This is a genomic window from Streptomyces sp. SAI-135 (assembly GCF_029893805.1).
Lineage (GTDB): Bacteria > Actinomycetota > Actinomycetes > Streptomycetales > Streptomycetaceae > Streptomyces.
On the sequence record NZ_JARXYP010000002.1, the window covers coordinates 4065595 to 4086639 of the forward strand.

The 21045-nt window shown below is 70.6% G+C and carries 18 protein-coding genes, 1 tRNA gene and 1 pseudogene; 9 read left to right on the top strand and 11 right to left on the bottom strand.

Annotated elements, in window-relative coordinates:
- Positions 1-14 precede the first annotated feature (14 nt).
- Positions 15-1241 carry an Ig-like domain-containing protein gene (locus M2163_RS22745; protein ID WP_280894870.1) on the top strand — a complete coding sequence of 409 codons (1227 nt, stop codon included), beginning with the start codon at positions 15-17 and terminating at the stop codon, positions 1239-1241.
- Between the two features lie 177 nt (positions 1242-1418).
- Positions 1419-2165 carry a DUF6227 family protein gene (locus M2163_RS22750; protein WP_280850972.1) on the top strand — a complete coding sequence of 249 codons (747 nt, stop codon included), beginning with the start codon at positions 1419-1421 and terminating at the stop codon, positions 2163-2165.
- A 19-nt stretch (positions 2166-2184) separates the two neighbouring features.
- Here the strand turns inward: M2163_RS22750 and M2163_RS22755 are convergent, their stop codons facing one another.
- The 5 genes from M2163_RS22755 to M2163_RS22775 form a co-directional block, all read right to left on the bottom strand.
- The gene (locus M2163_RS22755) at positions 2185-2439 is read right to left on the bottom strand and encodes a hypothetical protein (RefSeq protein WP_280850971.1); all 255 of its coding nucleotides are present in this window, start codon (positions 2437-2439) and stop codon (positions 2185-2187) included.
- A 99-nt stretch (positions 2440-2538) separates the two neighbouring features.
- Positions 2539-4569 (bottom strand): fructose-specific PTS transporter subunit EIIC, encoded by a 2031-nt coding sequence (locus tag M2163_RS22760; RefSeq protein WP_280894871.1) that lies wholly within the window; start codon positions 4567-4569, stop codon positions 2539-2541.
- A 208-nt stretch (positions 4570-4777) separates the two neighbouring features.
- Complete coding sequence (gene pfkB / locus M2163_RS22765) at positions 4778-5725, bottom strand: 1-phosphofructokinase (protein WP_280894872.1); 948 nt, start codon at positions 5723-5725, stop codon at positions 4778-4780.
- Positions 5722-6483 carry a DeoR/GlpR family DNA-binding transcription regulator gene (locus tag M2163_RS22770; protein WP_280850968.1) on the bottom strand — a complete coding sequence of 254 codons (762 nt, stop codon included), beginning with the start codon at positions 6481-6483 and terminating at the stop codon, positions 5722-5724. Before M2163_RS22770 ends, pfkB begins: the two co-directional genes overlap by 4 nt.
- Positions 6484-6660: 177 nt before the next feature.
- Positions 6661-8187 carry an MFS transporter gene (locus tag M2163_RS22775; RefSeq protein ID WP_280850967.1) on the bottom strand — a complete coding sequence of 509 codons (1527 nt, stop codon included), beginning with the start codon at positions 8185-8187 and terminating at the stop codon, positions 6661-6663.
- 62 nt (positions 8188-8249) lie between these two features.
- Here M2163_RS22775 and M2163_RS22780 point away from each other — a divergent pair, with 62 nt between their 5' ends.
- A complete protein-coding gene (locus M2163_RS22780) occupies positions 8250-9221 on the top strand; it encodes a YafY family protein (RefSeq protein WP_280854174.1) in 972 nt (323 codons plus the stop codon).
- A 570-nt stretch (positions 9222-9791) separates the two neighbouring features.
- Here M2163_RS22780 and M2163_RS22785 read toward each other — a convergent pair.
- Positions 9792-10790: a sigma-70 family RNA polymerase sigma factor gene (locus M2163_RS22785; protein ID WP_053849817.1), complete on the bottom strand. Its 999-nt coding sequence runs from the start codon at positions 10788-10790 to the stop codon at positions 9792-9794.
- 193 nt (positions 10791-10983) lie between these two features.
- On the opposite strand from M2163_RS22785, the gene M2163_RS22790 reads away from it, so the two are divergent.
- The gene (locus M2163_RS22790) at positions 10984-11514 is read left to right on the top strand and encodes a GNAT family N-acetyltransferase (RefSeq protein WP_280850966.1); all 531 of its coding nucleotides are present in this window, start codon (positions 10984-10986) and stop codon (positions 11512-11514) included.
- A gap of 16 nt (positions 11515-11530) precedes the next feature.
- On the opposite strand, the gene M2163_RS22795 is transcribed toward M2163_RS22790, so the two are convergent.
- Positions 11531-12322 (bottom strand): class III extradiol ring-cleavage dioxygenase, encoded by a 792-nt coding sequence (locus M2163_RS22795; RefSeq protein ID WP_280850965.1) that lies wholly within the window; start codon positions 12320-12322, stop codon positions 11531-11533.
- Positions 12323-12441: 119 nt separating this feature from the next.
- Here M2163_RS22795 and M2163_RS22800 point away from each other — a divergent pair, with 119 nt between their 5' ends.
- Positions 12442-12951: a MarR family transcriptional regulator gene (locus tag M2163_RS22800; protein WP_280850964.1), complete on the top strand. Its 510-nt coding sequence runs from the start codon at positions 12442-12444 to the stop codon at positions 12949-12951.
- A 91-nt stretch (positions 12952-13042) separates the two neighbouring features.
- Here M2163_RS22800 and M2163_RS22805 read toward each other — a convergent pair.
- Positions 13043-14582, bottom strand: a pseudogene (locus M2163_RS22805) (MFS transporter).
- Between the two features lie 140 nt (positions 14583-14722).
- Positions 14723-15367, bottom strand: coding sequence for a TetR/AcrR family transcriptional regulator (locus M2163_RS22810; RefSeq protein WP_280850962.1), 645 nt, complete (start codon positions 15365-15367; stop codon positions 14723-14725).
- A gap of 259 nt (positions 15368-15626) precedes the next feature.
- Here M2163_RS22810 and M2163_RS22815 point away from each other — a divergent pair, with 259 nt between their 5' ends.
- The 3 genes from M2163_RS22815 (at position 15627) to M2163_RS22825 (ending at position 18865) form a co-directional block, all read left to right on the top strand.
- The gene (locus tag M2163_RS22815; protein WP_280894873.1) at positions 15627-16904 is read left to right on the top strand and encodes a M6 family metalloprotease domain-containing protein; all 1278 of its coding nucleotides are present in this window, start codon (positions 15627-15629) and stop codon (positions 16902-16904) included.
- Between the two features lie 201 nt (positions 16905-17105).
- Positions 17106-18719, top strand: a complete 1614-nt coding sequence (locus tag M2163_RS22820) for a helix-turn-helix domain-containing protein (RefSeq protein WP_280894874.1) — start codon at positions 17106-17108, stop codon at positions 18717-18719.
- Between the two features lie 73 nt (positions 18720-18792).
- Positions 18793-18865, top strand: a tRNA-Arg gene (locus M2163_RS22825).
- A gap of 405 nt (positions 18866-19270) precedes the next feature.
- Here M2163_RS22825 and M2163_RS22830 read toward each other — a convergent pair.
- Together M2163_RS22830 and M2163_RS22835 are read right to left on the bottom strand one after the other, a co-directional pair.
- Complete coding sequence (locus M2163_RS22830; protein WP_280850959.1) at positions 19271-19567, bottom strand: hypothetical protein; 297 nt, start codon at positions 19565-19567, stop codon at positions 19271-19273.
- Positions 19568-19665: 98 nt separating this feature from the next.
- Positions 19666-20424 (bottom strand): hypothetical protein, encoded by a 759-nt coding sequence (locus M2163_RS22835; RefSeq protein ID WP_280894875.1) that lies wholly within the window; start codon positions 20422-20424, stop codon positions 19666-19668.
- Between the two features lie 178 nt (positions 20425-20602).
- Between M2163_RS22835 and M2163_RS22840 the strand changes: the two genes are divergently transcribed.
- Positions 20603-20929, top strand: coding sequence for a GYD domain-containing protein (locus tag M2163_RS22840; protein ID WP_055715829.1), 327 nt, complete (start codon positions 20603-20605; stop codon positions 20927-20929).
- Positions 20930-21045 lie beyond the last annotated feature (116 nt).

A 21045-nucleotide genomic window follows, 5' to 3' on the forward strand; every position in this document is an offset into this window, starting at 1 on the left:
ATCTGGAGCAGCCCGTGACAACGCCCGACATAGCAGCTCGGCGCGCACTGGGGGCCTGTGCCGTCCTGATGGTCGGCGCCCTCACCCTCACCGCGTGCGGAGGCGACTCCGACGCCAAGAGCGAGGGCAAGGGCGGCAAGGACCCCGCGAAGACCTCCGCGGCGCAAATCGTCATCTCCGCCAGGAACGGATCGACGGGGGCGTCCATCAACAGGACCGGCGTGAAGGTCAGCGACGGCACGCTGACCGGGGTGAAGATGACCGTGGCGGGCACGGGCCAGGAGGTACCGGGGGCGCTGACCGCGGGCGGGAAGGGATGGAAGCCCGAGGAGCAGCTCGAGCGGGGGACGAAGTACGAGATAGCCGCGACGGCGAAGGACGCGGACGGCAAGGCCGTGACCGCGAAGTCCGTCTTCACCACCGTCTCCAAGGCGAACAGCTTCATCGGCACGTACACGCCGGACGACGGGACGACGGTCGGTGTGGGGATGCCGGTGTCGTTCACCTTCGACAAGGCGATCAGCGACAAGAAGGCCGTGCAGTCGCACATCACCGTCAGCTCCAGCAGTGGGCAGCAGGTGGTCGGGCACTGGTTCGGGACGCAGCGGCTCGACTTCCGGCCCGAGCAGTACTGGAAGGCCGGCTCCAAGGTCACGATGAAGATCGACCTGGACGGGGTCGAGGGGGCGAACGGCGTCACCGGTGTGCAGGAGAAGACCGTCAGCTTCACGATCGGGCGCTCGCAGGTGTCCACCGTGGACGCCGACACGCAGACCATGAAGGTCGTACGGGACGGGACGACCGTCAAGACCGTGCCGATCTCCACGGGCAGCCCGGAGTTCACCACCTACAACGGGCAGATGGTGATCTCCGAGAAGTACAAGAAGATCCGGATGGACAGCCGGACGGTCGCGCTGGCCAACGCCTACGACATCCCCGATGTCCCGGACGCCATGCGGCTGACGCAGTCGGGGACCTTCATCCACGGTAATTACTGGTACAACCAGGGCAATCCGCCCTTCGGGCGCACCGGCACCAGCCACGGCTGCGTCGGCCTGCGGGACGTCAAGGGCGGACGGGCGGACACCCCGGCCAAGTGGTTCTACGACAACTCGCTGATCGGGGACGTGGTGATCGTGAAGAACTCCCCCGACAAGACGGTGGCGCCCGACAACGGACTCAACGGCTGGAACATGTCGTGGAACGAGTGGGTCGCGGGCAGCGCCACCGGTACGTCATGATCGCCGCAAGCACCCTCTGACCGGGGGTTTTTGACGGTTCGTCGGGCCGCGTGGGAACTTCCTGCGCGGCTCGGGCGTTTTCCGGGCGTACGTTTTCTCGGTTCCCGGACATGATGTCCGACCGAGGGGCTACGGTATGCACCCACAAGGTGACATGCAGCAACGCCGGGAGAAACCTTGAGCGTTCCGTACGAGACGGCAGCGTACGAACCACCCGAGTCGCCCGAGTCTCCGGAGGAGCACCTCGCGCGGCTCCTCGGTCGTGCCCTGAACTCCTTCGAACTGCCCGACGAGACGATCCGGCGCCTGGACTGCGCGCTGGCGCACGACAGTTCGCTGCACTCCGCGCACCACAGCGCGGGGCTGCACCGGGAGACGTACCGGCACACCTGGCTGCTCTCCGACGGCTCGGCGCTCACTCTGTGGGAGCTCGTGCACAACACCGCGCGGGACAGCGTCCCGCAGCACGAGGTGTACGTCGACGAGGAGGAGCTGCGTGCGGCGACCATGCGGCTGCCGTTGCCGCCGGACACCCCTGACTTCGAGCTGCCGGTGACGGTGCAGCTCGCGCCCGTGCAGCAGCCGCGGCACGCCTATGTCCCGGACGACTCGGCGGACCACGCGCGCCGGCTGCTGCGCCGCGCGGAGAACACGGACCGGCCGGGCCCGGAGACGGCCGCGCTGCTGACGCAGGCGTTCGCCCACCAGATCACGCAGGCGTTCGGGCGGCCGTGCCGGGCGGGACGCGCGGGGCTGGGCTTCTCGCTGTACGAGCACGCGTTCCTGCTGCGCGACGGAGCCGAGGTCTCCCTGTGGGAGGTCGAGCACACCGCGACGCCCGACGGACGGCACATGTGCGAGGTCTACGTCACCGAGGACGCGGCCCGCGAGGCGATGGAGCGGCGCGCGGCGCACCTGTCCTGAACCGGCGAGCGGTTCGGGCTCAGCGGCCGCCGCTGAGCTGTCGCACCAGACCGGCGAAGGCGTCCTCCTCCGCCGGTGTCAGCCGGACGCTCTCATGGCCGGGCGCGGCCGGTCGCTGGCGGGGGAAGGCGGGCAGGCCGTGGTCGACGCGCCAGGTGACGGCTTCGTGGCGGCCGTGGCGCAGCATGTAGGCCAGTCCCGCTGTCCAGGCGACGACCACCAGGACGAGCAGGGTCACACCCAGCAGCTGGTAGACGGAGACGTGCTCAGGCATGCGGTCCAGTAGACACCACGGTCCGGGACTTTGGCCCCGGACCGTGACGTATCTCGCAGGTGCCGTGAACACCTCACAGCGACCCCAAAGGGGCAGGCGCTATGCGGCGACCGGCTGCTTGGCCTCCGTCTGGGCGGCGGGCGCCCCGGCGGCCGTCGCCCCCGGCACCGGCTTGCGCGCGCTCTTCAGGACGATGACCAGGGCGGTCGTGACGCACACGCCCGCCGCGATGGCGATCAGGTAGAGGAACGGGCTGCCGATCAGCGGGACCACGAAGATGCCGCCGTGCGGGGCGCGCAGGGTGGCGCCGAAGGCCATCGACAGGGCGCCGGTGACCGCGCCGCCCGCCATCGAGGCCGGGATGACCCGCAGCGGGTCGGCGGCCGCGAACGGGATCGCGCCCTCGGAGATGAAGGACGCGCCCAGGACCCAGGCGGCCTTGCCGTTCTCGCGCTCGGTCGGGGTGAAGAGCTTCTTGCGGACGGTGGTCGCCAGCGCCATGCCCAGCGGCGGGACCATGCCCGCGGCCATCACGGCGGCCATGACCTTCATCGCGGAGTCACTCGGGTCCTGTACGGCGATCCCGGCGGTGGCGAAGGCGTAGGCGACCTTGTTGACCGGGCCGCCGAGGTCGAAGCACATCATCAGGCCGAGGAGGACGCCGAGCAGGATGGCGTTGGTGCCGGAGAGGCCGCTCAGCCAGTCCGTCATGCCCTTCTGGGCCTCGGCGATGGGCTTGCCGATCACGACGAACATCAGGAAGCCGACGACCAGCGAGGAGATCAGCGGGATCACCACCACCGGCATGATCCCGCGCAGCACCGGCGGGATCTTGATCCGCTGGATCGAGAGGACCACGGCACCCGCCAGCAGACCGGCGACCAGGCCGCCGAGGAAGCCGGCGTTGATGTTGAAGGCGATCATGCCGCCCACGAAGCCGGGGACGAGACCTGGCCGGTCCGCCATGCCGTACGCGATGTAGCCGGCGAGGACCGGGACCAGGAAGCCGAAGGCGACCCCGCCGATCTGGAAGAGCAGGGCGCCCCAGCTGTCGATCTCGGTCCAGGAGAAGTGCTTCATGACCGAGGGCGCGCTCGCGATCTGCCAGCCGCCGATCGCGAAGCCGAGGGCGAGCAGCAGACCGCCCGCGGCGACGAACGGGACCATGTAACTCACGCCGGTCATCAGCCACTTGCGGAGCTTGGTGCCGTAACTGTCGCCGGACTCGCCGGCCCGCTCGACCGGCGTACCGCCCCCGGCCGCGCCCGCCGTCACCTCACCGCGCGCGGCCTTGCCGCGTACCTCGGTGATGAGTTCCGCGGGCCGGTTGATGCCCGCCTTCACGCCGACGTCGACGGTGGGCTTGCCGGCGAAGCGGTCCTTGTCGCGTACGGGGACGTCGTGCGCGAAGATCACACCGTCCGCCGCCGCGATGACCGCCGGGTCGAGCCGCTCGAAACCGGCCGAGCCCTGCGTCTCGACGACGAGCTCGACGCCCGCCTCGCGGCCGGCGTTCTCCAGCGATTCGGCCGCCATGTAGGTGTGGGCGATACCGGTCGGGCAGGAGGTGACGGCGACGATCCGGAAGGGGGCCTCGGGAACGTCGGGCGTGGAACTGGCCGTTGCGGCATCGGCGGAGGCCGCCGCCGATGCCGCAACGGAGTCTTCGGTGGAGCCGTCGGCCGGCTCCTGGTCCCCGCGGATCAGCGCCGCCGCGTCCTGCGCGCTTTCGGCGGACCGCAGCGCGTCCGTGAACTCGGTGTTCATCAGCTGCCGCGCCAGGGAGGACAGGATCGTCAGGTGGGCGTCGTCCGCGCCGGCCGGTGCGGCGATCAGGAAGATCAGGTCGGCGGGTCCGTCCGCCGCGCCGAAGTCGATCCCGGCCGAGCTGCGCCCGAAGGCGAGCGTCGGCTCGGTGACGTGTTCGCTGCGGCAGTGCGGGATGCCGATGCCGCCGTCGAGGCCGGTCGGCATCTGGGCCTCGCGGGCGGCCACGTCGGCGAGGAAGCCCTCCAGGTCGGTCACCCGGCCCAGGGCGACCATGCGCTCGGCGAGGGCACGGGCCGCCGCTTCCTTGGTGTCGGCGGACAGGTCGAGATCGACCAGGTCCGCGGTGATCATGTCGCTCATCGCGGGCTCCTTCGCACGCGTATCGCCCGGGGAGTGGAGTGGGCGTAAGGGGAGGGGACGGGGGTGCAGCGGTGGGGGGTCTCGGGGAGGGAGGTGGGGCCCGGGGGTAACAGCGCCGGGGCGGCCGTAGCGGAACCGAACGGGGCGACCGCCGGGACCGGACGGCTCAAGACACCGGCTCCTCGGCTCAAGGGACCCGTTCCTCGGCTCATGACACCGGCTCCTTCAGCACCCGGTCCACCGGCACCTCGGCCGTGACCGTCACCGCGGCCGGGTCCAGGTCGTCGGGTGTCGGCATCACGCTGCCGGGCAGCTGGACGGCCGCCGCGCCGTGCGCGACCGCCGAGGCGAGGGCGTCCGGGCCGCTGCCGCCGGCGATCAGGAAGCCGGCCAGCGACGAGTCACCGGCGCCGACGTTGCTGCGGACGACGTCCACGCGCGCGCTGCCGAACCAGGCACCCGAGCCGTCCACGAGCAGCTGTCCGTCGGCGCCCAGGCTCGCGAGCACCGCCCGCGCACCCATCTCCCGCAGTTCCTCGGCGGCCTTCACCGCGTCGCCCACCGTGGACAGGGGACGTCCGACGGCCTCCGCGAGCTCCTCGGCGTTGGGCTTGACCACGTCCGGCCGTTCGCGCAGCGCCTCCAGGAGGGCGCGCCCCGAGGTGTCCAGCGCGATCCGCGCACCTCCGGCGTGCGCCCGCGCGACCACCTCGGCGTACCAGGAGGGCGCGAGCCCCCGGGGCAGGCTCCCGCAGCAGGCGATCCAGGAGGCGTCGCGCGACTGGGAGCGGACCGTCTCCAGCAGCAGCTCCTGCTCCTGCGGGGACAGCTCGGGACCCGGCGCGTTGATCTTCGTGAGCACCCCGTCGGACTCGGCGAGCGCGATGTTGGAGCGGGTGGCGCCCGTGACCGGCACCGGCGCGACCTCGATGCCCTGCGCGTCGAGCAGGTCCGCGACGAGCGCTCCCGGCGCCCCGCCCAGGGGCAGTACCGCGACCGTGCGCTGCCCGGCGGCCGCCACGGCACGCGAGACGTTGACGCCCTTGCCGCCGGGGTCCATGCGTTCCCCGGTGGCGCGGATGACCTCGCCGCGCTCCAGGGACGGGACCTCGTACGTACGGTCCAGGGACGGGTTCGGGGTGACGGTGAGGATCATGCGCGCACTACTTCCGTGCCGCCACGCTCGATGGCGACGGCGTCTTCGGGGCTCAGCCCGCTGTCGGTGATCAGCAGGTCCACATCGCTCAGGTCACCGAAGCGGGCGAAGTGCTCCTGGCCGTGCTTGGAGGAGTCGGCGAGCAGCACCACGCGGCGGGCGGCGGCGAGCGCGGCCCGCTTGACCGCGGCCTCGGCGAGGTCGGGGGTGGTGAGGCCGTGCTCGGCGGAGAAGCCGTTGGCCGCCACGAAGAGGACGTCGGCCCGGATCTCGCCGTACGCCCGCAGCGCCCAGGCGTCCACGGCGGCGCGCGTACGGTGCCGTACCCGTCCTCCGACGAGGTGGAGCTGGATGCCGGGGTGGTCCGCGAGGCGGGCCGCGATCGGCAGGCTGTGGGTGACGACGGTGAGCGAGGCCTCCAGCGGGACGGCGGCGGCCAGGCGGGCCACGGTCGTGCCGGCGTCGAGGATCAGGGTGCCCTCGGTCGGCAGTTCGGCCAGGGCCGCCTTGGCGATGTGGTCCTTCTCGTCGGCCGCGGTCGTCTCGCGCTCGGCGAGGTCCGGCTCGAAGTCGAGGCGGCCGGCGGGGATGGCCCCGCCGTGCACCCGGCGCAGCAGCCCCGCGCGGTCGAGGGCCTTCAGATCACGGCGGATGGTCTCGGCGGTGACCTGGAACTCCTCGGCCAGCGAGACGACGTCCACCCGCCCGCCGTCACGGGCGAGCCGGAGGATCTCCTGCTGCCGCTCCGGTGCGTACATGTCCGCTCGCCTCCGACTGATGCCCGAACGTGTGGTTTCAGTCGGGAGGCTACGCCCGGATTTCCGGAAAGTAAACAGGTTCGGACGTGATCCGGGCACGAGCGGACTTCTGGTTCTGCCCGGATACGACAAGAAGGCCCGGTACCTCAGCAGGTACCGGGCCCCTCACCTCGGGTTTCAGGAGACGAGCTCGGGCTCCTTCTCCTCCGCCACGGGAAGCCCGGCGGCCCCCTCCACGTGCTGCGCGGGCCGCTTCGGCAGCGCGAACATCAGCAGGAAGATGACGACCATGACCGCCGCGACCCAGCCGAGCGCGTGCTGGAAGGCGTCCACGAAGGCCGGGCCCACCTGTGCCGGCCGCAGGTCGTCGCCGATGACCCCGAAGAAGACCACCGACACCAGTCCGAGCCCGAGCGCGTTGCCCATCTGCTGCACGGTGTTGATCAGACCCGACGCCGAACCGGCGTGCTCGCGCGGCACCTCCGACAGCACCGCGTCGGTGAGCGGCGCGACGATCAGACCCATGCCGGCGCCCATCACGACCAGCGGCAGCGCCATCTGCCACGAGCTGATCGACATGCCGTACCGCTCGGCCTCCCACAGGTAGAGCAGCACGCCCACCGCCATCAGCAGCGCACCGGCCTGGAGCACCCCGCGCCCGAAGCGGGGCACGAGCTTCTGCACCGAGAGGCCCGCGGCCGTGGAGACCGCGATCGAGAACGGCACCCCGGTCAGCCCCGCCCGCAGCGGGCTCCAACCGAGCCCGGTCTGCATGTACAGCGTCCACACCAGGAAGAAGATGCCGAGCCCGACCCCGAACACGGTCTGCACCGCGATCCCGGCCGCGAAGCTCTTCACCTTGAACAGCGACAGCTCGACCAGCGGGGACCCGTCCCGCTCACCCTTGCGCTTCTCGTACGCCACCAGAGCCGCGAACACGAGGGGCGCGCCGGCCATCGACACGTACCCCCACACCGGCCAGTCCAGCTCCTCGCCGCGGGTCAGCGGGTAGAGCAGCATCAGCAGCCCGAGCACCACCATGGCCACGCCCACCAGGTCCAGCTTCAGCGCCCGCGGGGCCTTGGACTCGGTGATGAAACGGCTCCCGAGGACGAGCCCCATGATCCCGACCGGCAGGTTGATGAGGAAGATCGGCCGCCACTGAAGCCCGAAGAGGTTCCACTCGGTCAGCAGCGCCCCGAGCAGCGGGCCGGAGACGGCCCCGAGGCCGACGACCGCGCCGAAGAGCCCGAACACCTTGCCCCGCTCGTGCGCCGGGAAGGTCGCGTGCACGATCGACAGGACCTGGGGAACCATCATCGCGGCCATGCCGCCCTGGAGGATCCGGGCCGCGACCAGCATCTCCGGGTTCGCGGCGAAGCCGCACAGCGCCGACGCGAGCGTGAACCCGCCGATGCCGACGAGGAACAGCCGCTTGCGCCCGTGGATGTCGCCGAGCCGCCCGCCGGTGATCAGCCCCGCGGCGAAGGCCAGGGCGTAACCGGCGGTGATCCACTGGATCTGGCTGACGGAGGCGCCGGAGTCCTGCCGGATGGACGGGATGGCGATGTTGACGATGGTGACGTCGACGAGGTCCATGAAGGCCGCGGTCATCACGATGGCGAGAGCGAACCAGCGACGCCGGTCGCCCGGGGCGGGCTGTGCGTCGAGGGTGCCCGAAAGGGTGGTCTCGGTGGAGGTCATGTCGTCAAGCTATGACCCCACTAGGTCAGATCGTGTCCTACTTCTACGGCATCCTCGAACTCATGACGACGGACACCCCGGCACGGCTCCTGACGCTCCTCTCCCTCCTTCAGACGCCCCGCGAATGGCCCGGCGGCGAGCTCGCCGACCGCCTCGGGGTCTCCCGCCGCACGGTCCGGCGGGACATCGACCGCCTCCGCGAACTGGGCTATCCCGTCGAGGCGTCCAAGGGCTCCGACGGCGGCTACCGGCTCGTCGCGGGCAAGGCCATGCCCCCGCTCGTCCTCGACGACGAGGAGGCCGTGGCCATCGCCGTCGGTCTGCGCGCGGGCGCGGGGCACGCGGTCGAGGGGGTGGACGAGGCGTCCGTACGGGCGCTGGCGAAACTCGAACAGGTCCTGCCGTCCCGTCTGCGGCATCGCGTCGCCACCCTCCAGGCCGCGACGACTCCGCTGACCAGCGGGGACGGGGCGAGCATTCCGACCGAGACCCTGACGGTAATGGCCTCGACGGTGGCCGGACACGAGCGACTCCGCTTCTCCTACCGGGCCAAGGACGGCGCCGAGTCCCGACGGGTGGTGGAGCCCTACCGCCTGGTCTCCACCGGCCGCCGCTGGTACCTGGTCGCCTACGACCTCGACCGCGGCGACTGGCGGACCTTCCGGGTCGACCGGGTGGACGACCCCTTCGCCACGGGGGCGCGGTTCGCTCCGCGGGAGTTGCCGACGGGGAGCGCGGCGGAGTATCTGCGGCAGTCGATGTACCGGCGCCAGGAGACGTACGAGCTGGTCGTGACGTTCGAGGCCGATGTGTCGGTGGTGGGGCCCCGGGTGCCCGGATGGGTGGGGGTGCCGGAGCCGCTGGGCGCGGGACGGTGCCGGCTGCGGGCGTCGGTGGGGGACGCGGTGGAGTGGATGGCGGTGCGGCTGGCGATGACGGGGGTGGAGTTCCGGGTGGAGGAGCCGCCGGAACTGGTGGCGGCGGTGCGGGAGCTGGGGGGCCGGCTGGTTCGGGCGGCTGGGGAAGTCGCCTGAGGGAGTGGGGGGTTCGGCAGTCGGGCGGCTGCGGGAACGCGGGGGCTGGTCGCGCAGTTCCCCGCGCCCCTGGAAGGTTGCGCTCCCGAGCCCACGACCCGCAGATGCACGACAAGCCGCCGCAGGTTCTCAGGGGCGCGGGGAACTGCGCACAACGCCCGCCCCCACCGAACCCGCACTCGCCCCGAACTGCACCCGCCCCGGCCCCCGTTCGACCGCCGGAGGCACCCCGGCGATGTGACAGAATCTCCCCTTCGGCGGGTCACCCCGTGGTTCAGGTACGGGGTGACCCGCCGTTCGGCTTCTCCGGGGCGCGAAAAAGAGCCGGACTCCGGCGCCCCGGGGGGGGGAGGGGCACCGAAGTCCGGCTCGGGGAGAGTCCCGGCGCCGGGGGGGGGGATTGCGTCGGGACTTGGTTCAGGAGGGTCCTGTGGGTCCGAAGGCGAGGCCTCCGGGACCCGAACACCTGGACCCTGAAGTCTTGTTCCCAGGGTCCAGCCGGTTGAAGCGGCCTACTACGGCCATGTTTGCGCGGTCTTTCGCCACCCGGCGTACGCGGGCACACCCCGCCTACGCCGCCGCGTCGAACCCGGTGGACCGCGCCAGCTTCTTCAGCTCCAGCAGGGCGTGCTTCTCGATCTGCCGGATCCGCTCACGGGTGAGCCCGTGCTCCTTGCCGACCTCGGTCAGCGTGCGCTCGCGCCCGTCCTCGATGCCGTACCGCATCTTGATGATGGACGCGGTGCGCTGGTCGAGGCGGCCGATGAGGTCGTCCAGCTCCTCGCTGCGCAGCAGCGTCAGCACCGACTGCTCCGGCGAGACCGCCGACGTGTCCTCCAGGAGGTCGCCGAACTGGGTGTCGCCGTCGTCGTCCACCGACATGTTCAGCGAGACCGGGTCGCGGGCCCAGTCCAGGACGTCCGTCACCCGCTCGGCGTTGGAGCCGAGCTCGGCGGCGATCTCCGCGGGCTCCGGGTCGCGGCCGTGCTCGCGGTTGAACTCGCGCTGCACACGGCGGATGCGGCCCAGCTCCTCCACGAGGTGGACGGGCAGCCGGATGGTGCGGGACTGGTCGGCGATGGAGCGGGTGATGGCCTGACGGATCCACCAGGTCGCGTACGTCGAGAACTTGAAGCCCTTGCGGTAGTCGAACTTCTCGACCGCGCGCACCAGGCCGGCGTTGCCCTCCTGGATCAGGTCGAGCAGGGGCAGTCCGCTGCGGGGGTAGCGGCGGGCCACGGCCACGACCAGGCGGAGGTTGGAGCGGATGAACACGTCCTTGGCGCGCTCCCCCTCCTCCACCAGGGCCTCCAGCTCTTCGCGGGTGGCGTCCGCCTTGGCTTCCTCGTACCCGTCGAGGACCTGTCGGGCGAACACACCCGCCTCGATGATCTGGGACAGCTCGACTTCCTTGGCGGCGTCGAGCAGCGGCGTACGCGCGATCTCGTCGAGGTACATGCCGACCAGGTCGCGGTCGGCGATCTCGCCGCCATGGACGCGAACACTGCGTGCCGCGTCGGTAGACCCGCCGGTGGCGGACTTACGACGGGCGACGGCACGGGTTGCCATGCGTGCTCCCTTGCGATGTTGGGTCAGCGGGTGGTCCTTCGGACGCTGGGTCCCGGCTCCGGTTGCTCTCCGGACTCTCCTCGGGTGCCCTGCATCCGATGGAAACAACGACTGGAAACCGGACAGAATTCCCAAGCCGTCCCCCTATTTTTCTGATCTTGCAGTACCCTGTCCGGCCACACGAGGAGGCGAGATGCCGTCGGAAGGTACAGAGGTGCAGGTCAGGCCGGGAGCCGAAAGCGACCTCGGGGCCCTGACCGACCTCTACAACCACTACGTCCGTGAGACGCCGATCACATTCGACACCGCTGTCTTCACTCCGGAAGAGCGCCGCCCTTGGCTGCTCTCCCACCTTGAAGACGGCCGGTACCCCCTGATGGTTGCCACCGACACCGACCCGACAGGAACCTCACAGAGGATCCTCGGGTACGCCACATCCAGCCCTTTTCGCGCCAAGCCCGCCTACGCGACCTCCGTGGAGGTCACCGTCTACGTCGCCCCGGACGCGGGCGGCCGGGGCGTCGGCACGCTCCTCTACAAGGCCCTCTTCGAGGCCCTGACGGGCCAGGACCTGCATCGCGCCTTCGCGGGCATCGCCCAGCCCAACGAAGCGTCCACGCGGCTGCATGAACGCTTCGGATTCCGGTACGTCGGCACCTACCGGGAGGTGGGCCGCAAGTTCGGCCGCTACTGGGACGTGGCCTGGTACGAGAAGGACCTGTAGGCCCTCACGAGACGGCTCAGCCGAACTGCACCGACCGCTTCGCCATCCCCATCCAGAACCCCTCGATGACGGACTTCTGCGTGTCCAGCTCACCGCTCACGTCCGCCGCGCCCATGGTGACGAAGAGCGGCGCGAAGTGCTCCGTGCGCGGATGGGCGTAGCGCCCGGCCGGGGCCTTGTGGAGGAAGTCCAGCAGGGAGTCCACGTCCCGCGCCTCCAGGGCCCGCCGGCCCCAGTCGTCGAACTCGGAGGACCAGGTGGGCACCCCGGGGCCGGTGTGGCGCAGGGCGGCGAGGTTGTGGGTGAAGAAGCCGGAGCCGACGATCAGGACGCCCTCGTCGCGCAGCGGGGCGAGCTTGCGGCCGATCTCCATGAGGCGGACCGGGTCCAGGGTCGGCATGGAGATCTGCAGGACCGGGATGTCGGCCTCGGGGAACATCTCGACGAGCGGGACGTAGGCGCCGTGGTCCAGGCCGCGGTCCGGGATGTCCTGCACCGGGATGCCGGGAGCGCGCAGCAACTTGCGCACGGACTCGGCGAGTTCGGGGGCGCCGGGGGCGTCGTAGGTCACTCGGTAGTAGTGCTCGGGGAAGCCCCAGAAGTCGTAGACGAGCGGGACCGGGGTCACCGCGCCGAGGGCGAGGGGGGCCTCCTCCCAGTGGGCGGAGACCATGAGGATCGCCTTGGGCCGGGGCAGGTCCGCGGACCAGGCGGCGAGCTCACCGGGCCAGATCGGGTCGTCGGCGAGCGGCGGTGCCCCGTGGCTGAGGTACAGGGCGGGCATGCGCTCCAGCGTGTCGGCGGACATGGCGGGGACTCCTCCGGTACTTCCGATGCAGACAGTGCTTCAAATTTAAAGCTTCTCTCTGCATGACTGTACGCCTCATTTGTTTAAGCTTCAAGGAGAAAGCTCGTAGAGTGGAACACATGAACACGGCACCCGCCCCCGACGAGGAGCCCCAGTGGCTCGACGACGAAGAGCAGCGCATCTGGCGCTCGTACGTGAACGCCACGACCCTGCTCGAGGATCACCTCGACCGCCAGCTCCAGCGGGACGCGGGCATGCCGCACATCTACTACGGACTGCTCGTCGGCCTCGCCGAGGCCCCGCAGCGGCGGCTGCGGATGACCGAGCTGGCCATGAAGGCGAAGATCACCCGGTCTCGGCTCTCGCACGCCATCGCGCGGCTCGAGCGCAACGGCTGGGTGCGCCGGGAGGACTGCCCCGACGACAAGCGCGGCCAGTTCGCGGTGCTCACCGACCCGGGTCTGGAGATGCTGCGGGGCGCCGCGCCGGGCCATGTGCGGGCCGTGCGCAACGCCCTGTTCGACCGGCTCACGCCGGAACAGCAGAAGTCCCTCGGCGAGATCATGCAGATCGTCGCCGAGGGACTCCAGCCGGACGAAGCGGGTGCGGATCTGCCCTGGCTCCGCTGAGCCAGGGCAGGTCCTTTGTGGTCGTACGTACGGAGCGTCCCCATCCCCGTACGTACGACAGGTCCGAAGGGGTACGGCCCTGCCGCCGCCGTCAGTGGGCGACGACGGGGACCGCCAGCTCCTCCTCCGCGCCCTCTCCGGAGGCCACCGCGGTGGTGTCCGGGCGGCCGGCGTTGACGAGGGTCCCGACGATGACCGCGGCCAGCACCAGCATGCCGACGGCGAACCAGATCGCGTTGGTGTAGCCGTGCACCTGACCCTCCAGCGCCACCAGCTGCGCCTGCGACTTGGAGGTCGCCGAGCCGATGTGGTCGGCGATGTAGGAGGTCGTGGCCGACGCGGCGATCGTGTTCAGCAGGGCCGTACCGATCGCACCGCCCACCTGCTGCGAGGTGTTGACCATCGCGGAGGCGACACCGGCGTCACGCGGCTCGACGCCCAGGGTGGCCAGGGACATGGCCGGCATGAACGCCGTACCCATGCCGAGGCCGAGCAGCAGCATCGCGGGCAGGATCGTCGAGGTGTACGACGAGCCGATCTCCAGCTGGGTCATCAGCAGCATGCCGACCGCGGCGACCAGGAAGCCGGGGCCCATCAGCAGACGGGCCGGCAGGCGGGTCATCAGACGGGTGCCGATCTGGGTGGAGCCGACCATCATGCCGACGATCATCGGCATGAAGGCGAAGCCGGTCTTGATCGGCGTGTAGCCCTTCACGATCTGCAGGTAGTAGGTGAGGAACAGGAAGGTGCCGAACATCGCGATGATCGCGATGCCGAGCGAGAGGTAGATACCGCCGCGGTTGCGGTCGGTGATCACGCGCAGCGGCAGCAGCGGGGCCTTGACCCTGGCCTCGGTGACCACGAACGCGATCAGCAGCACGGCGGACGCGACGAACATGGCGACGGTCACGGAGTCGCCCCAGCCGTCGGACTCGGCGCGGGGTGAAGCCGTAGACCAGCGCGACCAGGCCCAGGGTGGACAGCAGGACGCCGGGGATGTCGAGCGGGTTGCGGTTGCGGCCGCCCTCCGGCTCACGGATGACGAAGTACGCGCCGAGCGCGGCCACGATCGCGAACGGGATGTTCACGAAGAAGGTCCAGCGCCAGTCCATGTACTCGGTCAGCACACCGCCGAGGATGAAGCCCACGGCACCGCCACCACCGGCGATGGCGCCGTAGATGCCGAACGCCTTGGCGCGCTCCTTGGCGTCCGTGAACATCACGGCGAGCAGGGAGAGCGCGGCGGGCGCGAGCAGGGCGCCGAAGACACCCTGGAGGGCGCGGGCGCCGAACATCATGGCGCCGGAGGTCGCGGCACCGCCGAGCGCGGAGGCCGCGGCGAAGCCGATCAGGCCGACGACGAAGGCGTTCTTGCGGCCCCACAGGTCGGCTATGCGGCCGCCGAAGAGCAGGAGCCCGCCGAAGGCCAGGGCGTAGGCCGTCACGACCCACTGCCGGTTGCCGTCGGAGATGCCGAGGTCGGTCTGGGCCGACGGCAGGGCGATGTTCACGATGGTCGCGTCGAGGACGACCATCAGCTGGGCCAGCGCGATGAAGACGAGCGCTTTCCAGCGGTTGGCGTCACCGGTCGGTGCCGGTGCGCCGGGAGCCTTTGCGGCTGTTTCAGACATGGGGGTACCCACTTCGGGACTTCGGTTCGGAAAAGGTGATCGAGGACGTACTAGGGACTGGTCTGCTGTCGACTGGACTGCTGTCGACTGGTCTGGTGTGGACTGGTCTGAGGTTCTGAACTCATCGGCGCCGGATCAGGTCAGGCCTGGCGCAGGTCCTCCAGGGTCGTGGCCGCGCCCGGGAGGATGGAGCGGGCCGGGGCCCGCAGTCCGTCCAGGAACAGCTGGAGATGGCGGTGGACGAACCGGTCGGCCTGCAAGCAGGCGGTGCCCGCCGGCGGCCGGCTGAGCTGGGCGACCACGAGCATCAGGTCGCCCGAGTCCACGTCGGTACGGAGCTGGCCGGCCGCCTTCGCGCGGTTCATGAGCTCGACGATGAGCTCCTCGCACCGCACGCGCGCGGCTTCCAGGTCCGGGTGGTTCTGGTCGAAGGTGCTCTGGATCATCGGGCACAGTGCGCTGACCCGCTCGTCGGCGGCGGTGTGCACGAAACGCTCCAGCGCCCCGAAGGCGTCCCCGGTCTCCGCGAGCGCGATCTCGGCCGCCTCGGTGGTGCGGTCCATGACCGAGCACACCACCTCACGGACGAGCGCGTCGCGGTCGGGGAAGTTGCGGTACACCGTGGCGTTGCCGACGCCGGCCCGGCGGGCGATCTCGTCGAGCGGCACGTCGGGGCCGAACTCGGTGAACATCTCGCGGGCGGCGCTGACGATCCGCTCGCGGTTGCGCAGGGCGTCGGCGCGGGGCCGGGGCGCCTTGCGCTGCGCGGTCGTCGTGGCGGTCACGGTGCACTCCTCCGGTCGAAGACTTGAAGCTTCACGATCCGGGGAGGCGTTCCCCGTTTCGCTCAGACACAGGTCTAAACGGGGAGACGCTCCCCGGTTATTTCAGGTTGAGGGGAAAACATGTTGTGACCTGAGTCACATGTTTCGCGATACCCACGTTCGGTCTCCTCCAGCGCGCGTGCGCCCCTCCCCCGGCACAGGGTGATCGAAGAGGTGCAGCCTTCCGACCAGCGGCTGCCGCGCTCCGAAGGGTGCTCGCATGCCGTGGACCAGACGTCGCATACGCCCGCGCCGCGTCGCCGCCCTGGCGTCCGTGACCGCGCTGACCGTCGCGGTCAGCACCTCGGCCGGCACCGAACGCCTCGTCCCCGGCACCACGACCGCCGGCCCCGTCGCCCTCGCCCGCTCCGACACTCACGGCGCCTGCCAGATCCGGGGCGGCCCGGCCGTCCAGATGTCCGAGGGCCTGCCCACGCCCGGCGGCTACTCCCGCTCCACCGGCACCGTCCACGCCCTCACCCTGATGATCGACTTCTCCGACGCGCCCGGCTCAGGCTCCGCCCTCGACCGCTTCCGCGAGTTCTTCCCGCAGACCCAGGACTGGTTCCGCACCAGCTCCTACGGCCGTCTCGACTACCGCCCCGAGGCCCCGGTCACCGACTGGCTGCGCATGCCGAAGTCCTTCCGGGCCTACGGCATAGAGCGCGGCGCCCCCTTCGACCCCGGCTACCGCCGGCTCGTCCAGGACATCGTGGCCGCCGCCGACCCCAAGGTGGACTTCCGGTCCTACGACTTCCTGAACGTCCTGGTGACCCCGAACGCCGGTCCCTCCGCCCTCGACACGGTCCTGTCGGTGACCTTCGCCGGCAACACGGACGCCCCGGTCGCCGACGGCGTTCCCGTCGCCAACGCCTCCTTCGTGTACTCCCGCCAGGACGACGGCTCCGGTTCCTACCCGCAGACCGGCTACCGGGTCCTGCCCCACGAGAACGGCCACGTCTTCGGCCTGCCCGACCTCTACACCCAGAACGGCGGGGGCGCGGTCGGCCACTGGGACATCATGAGCGAGGACTGGGGCGCCAACAACGACCTCCTCGGCTGGCACAAGTGGAAGCTCGGCTGGCTGGACGCGGCGCAGGTCCACTGCGTGACGGCGCCCGGCGCCTCGGAGTACACGCTGACCCCGCTCGCCCGGTCCGGGCTCGGCACCAAGCTCCTCTTCGTCCCCCTCGGCCGCCGCACCGGCTACGCGGTCGAGCTCCGCACCCGCGAGGGCAACGACGAGACGGTGTGCCGGGCGGGCGTCCTCGTCTACAAGGTCGACGCGGACGTGGACACCGGGCGGGGCCCGGTGCGCGTGTACGACGCACGGCGCGACAGCGGGGGCTGCACCCGCAGCCCCAACGTCCACGCGGAACTCTCGGACGCGCCGTTCGCGACGGGGGAGGAGTTCCGGGACGCGGGGAGGGGCGTGCGGGTGCGGGTGCTGGGGGCGGAGGGGGACGGGGCGTATCGGGTACGGGTGACTCGGGAGTAGGCGGGGGTGGGGGGAGTTGGGTGGGAGCGGGGGTGGGGTGACGGGGGTGGGTGACGGCGGTGGGGTGACGGCGGTGGGGTGACGGGGGTGGGTGTCGGGTGGAGGAGGCGGGAGCAGGGGTGGGCCGGAGGGGCCGTGGCGCGCCGACGGTGCCGTGGCGGATTACCGTAGCCCTGCCGTGACCCCCGCACCGGAGAGCCGATGCCCGCAGAGACGACCACTCCCCCGCAGGTACCGGAGTCCGCCGTGCCGGCCGAGGCGGTCGCACCGCTGATCCGCGGGGTCAGCGTGCTGCGGGAACTGACCGACGCGGGCGGGACGCTGAGCCTGAGCGGCCTGGAACGGGCCACGGGCCTGGCACGTTCCACGGTCGACCGCATCACCGCGACCCTGGCTCGCATGGGATACGTCCGTCTCGACGGCCGGGACGCGGTGGCGACCCCACGCCTCATGGAACTCGGCAACGCCTACCTCGCCGCCCTGCGCCTGCCCGCCCTGCTGTCCGGACGGGCCGACGCCCTCGCGGACGAGCTCGACGAGTCGGTGTCACTGGCGGTGGCCGACCGTGACGGCATCCGCTTCATCCACCAGGCCACCCGCCGCCGCGCGATGTCCCTCAGCTTCCGCATCGGCGACCTGCTTCCCGCCGAACGCACCGCGCCGGGCCCCCTGTTCGCCTCCGAGTGGACGGACCAGGACTGGCGGACTTGGCGCGAACGCCGGGCGACGGACCCGGAGGACCGGGGCTTCCCAGCCGTACCCCTGCGACAACTCCCGCTGCCGCACGGCGTGTTCGAGGAGGCAGCGGCACAGGCGGGCCGGAACGGCTGGGCGCTGGACGACCAGTTGATCGAACCGGGCCTGGTGGCGGTCTCCGTCCCGGTACGGGATCCGCGCACGGGCCGGATCGCGTGCGTGGCGAACGTCGTGAGCCACACCAGCCGGCACACGGCGACGGATCTGCGAGACACCCTGCTGCCACGCCTGCGGGCGACGGTGGCCGGGATGGAACGCGAACTGGCCACCGCCCCGGAGCCGGACCCCGGCCCGCCGCCCTCGGGATCGGCCGCCTGGATCGGCGCCTCCAAGAACGAACTGGGGCGCGAGTTCATCGAGTCCCTCGCGCGCGGGCTGACGGTCCTGACGGCGTTCGGCGAGGGCAGGGCCGCGCTCACGCTGACCGACGTGGCCCGGGCGACCGGCCTCGCGAGGGCGACGGCCCGCCGCGCCCTGATCACCTACGAACACCTGGGCCTGGTCCGCCAGCAACCGGAGTCCCGCACCTTCGCGCTCACCCCCCGGGTCCTGTCCCTGGGCTTCCCACCCCTCTCCCGCACGACCCTCCCCCGCATCGCGGCCCCCCACCTGGCGGACCTCTCGGCACGGGTCGGGGAATCGACGGCACTGGCGATCCTGGTGCCGTCGGGGTCGGGGCCGGGCTCGGAGGGCTCGGACTCCGGCCCGGAGATCCAGTACACGGCGAGGGCGGTGTCCCCGCGGATCATGGGCGTGGACATCAGGGTGGGCACCCGACTGCCGGCCGCGGCGACCTCGCTGGGCAGGGTGCTGCTCCCGGACGCCCCGGACCATGCCCTGCTCGACGAGGACTGGGAGGACGGCCTGCGCACGATCGCCGTCCCCCTCCACGACCGCACGGGCCGGGTCGTGGCCGCCGTGAACGTGGCCCTGCACGCGGCCGGCCGCACGGCCGCGGAGTGCGTCGAGGAACTCCTCCCGGAACTCCGCCGCACGGCGACCCGCATCGAGGAGGAACTTCACGCGGCGGCCCACTTCACCCGGATCCCCCTCCTCTGACCCCGGGGAACCCCCACGCCGCAGCCCACCGCATCCGGTACGCTGACGCCTGTGACCTTCACGGCCACCGTCCGCCTTCGTAGCTCAGGGGATAGAGCACCGCTCTCCTAAAGCGGGTGTCGCAGGTTCGAATCCTGCCGGGGGCACACGACCAAGGGCCAGTTCAGAGGCTTGATCCCCTCGAACTGGCCCTTTGCCATGATCACGGCCGTGCGCCGAACCAGAACTGCTGACCGGCCACCGCCAGATTCCCGCTGGGCGGCATGGTGCGGTCCACCTCCACCGCATCCGGCGAAATGTGATCCCTGGCCCGGTCCCCCCGAAGAGGTGCCCCTCACGGTGAGGCTGACGGTCCGCCCACTCAGCCCGGGGAGCTGGGCCGTCCCTGGGCCGTCCGATGCCGCTCGACAGTGGCCGAGACGACCAACGACGACCACCAGTCGCGCGAGACCACCTCCCCCGACCAGCAAAAGCCCAGCTCACCAAGATCTCCGGCAAGACCCAGGACTAGCAGAAGTAGTACGTCGAGCAGTCAGCGCCTCTCGTTTAGGTCAGGCCGTGTGACGCCGACGAGCGCGGAGCCAGCAGACACCCTTCACCGCGTACACAGCAGCCATAAGCACGAAGCCAGCGCAGGTGAGCCAGAACCAGGATGCCGCGACTGCGAGACTCAGCACCAAGCCGCCAAGAAGCAGTAGAGAGGCGACAACGTCCGCCAGGTCAAGGCGCGCCTCGACACGCACCGCCGAGCTGGATCCGCGCAGTCGGCGGATCACGGGAACGAGGCCAAGGACCTGCAAGACGGCCAGACCGAGAGCGAGCCAGACGAACCAGCCGGGTATGTCCACGGCGCGCACTGTATCGCGCCCCCGAAGACCTTGAGTGTCTAACTACGTGACAACGCCGACGAACATCAGCGGACCATCAGTACAGCTCAGAGCCACAGCTAAAGGCCGTTGCGCTCGATCAGTGACCCATCAGGGCTCAGTGTGTAGAAGCGCGGCGGCTCCAAGGCTTCCGTTGCTCTGCGTAGCTCCGCCTCCTGCTCTGCTGGATCAGGCCCGTGTGGATCCCGCACGTGGAAGCCGTACAGCTCAATGGCGTCTGCGTCGACGTCATCGGGCTGGGGACGGCCCTCCTGGATGAACCCGCAGAGTGCCCGCAACGCGTCTTCGCCCAGGTCCAAAGGGTGGAAGGGCAAGGCATACGGCTCATCCTCCTCACCGGGCCAGGGGACGATGTCGGCCGGTCGGTCTCCGGCCCAGTAGGGCTGTTCAAAGGGGAGAGGTTCGCCGATGTTCTCGATGATGCCGCTGTCCGGGGACAGGCTCAGGGAGCGGACGAGATGTCCGTCCTCCCACACGGCGAACGCCAGCCAGTCGACGACGCTGTGCATGGCGTGCAGGACGAGCCGTCGGCCGATGCTTGCCGCCACGAGGTGTTCCGGGAGCTGGGAGGGAGCGTCGATCATCACCCGCTGATCGCCGATGACGTCCACGCCTGGCCAACTGGCTGCGTACACCGTCCCCTTCTGGGGATACACGCCGTCCCAGAGGGTCGAGCCCTCGCCCTCTTCGATCTCACAGCCGGGGTAGAGCCGCCGCATCATGGTGACCGTCCGATCCAGGTCCGCCGCCCCCACTTGTCGCAGCAACCCCGGCACGTCACCGTCGGCGTACACCAGCAGTCCCGTCTTGGCCCCCAAAGCCCCTCCCCAGAACAGTGCCTTTGATGGCGGACGCACCATAGCCGCAGGCACTGACAACAGAGAACTGGGTGGCCATGCCGGTCATCATTCCGGCCGTTCGGGGGATACGTGGGCGGCCTCAGAGACGTATCCCACCCTGCGGGGGCATCCCTTGCTGGGACGAAAGGGAGACATGATGCCGCTCTATCTATCTAGGTTCAGCTACACGCCGGAGACCTGGGCGAGACTCATCGGCCACCCCGAGGACCGCGCGAAGGCCGCTCAGTCGTACATCGAGTCCGTTGGCGGCAAGCTCCACGGCTTTTGGTACGCGTTCGGCACCCGCGACGGATACAACCTGTGGGAGGCCCCTGACAACGTCTCCATGGCCGCGGTCGCCCTGGCGATCAGCGGAGGCGGCGCACTCAGCTCGTTCGAGACGACCGTTCTCCTGACCGTCGACGAAACCATGGATGCCTTGCGCAAGGCCGGGCAAGTCCAGTACCGGGCTCCCGGCGCATAGCGGTCGGCGTCCCATCAACGACACCGGACGGGGGCGTACACCAGCATCCCTGTCCGGCCGGCGTATCAGTCGCCGACAGCGTTCGAGGCGAACGTGGATCGAACTCCTGAAGCGGG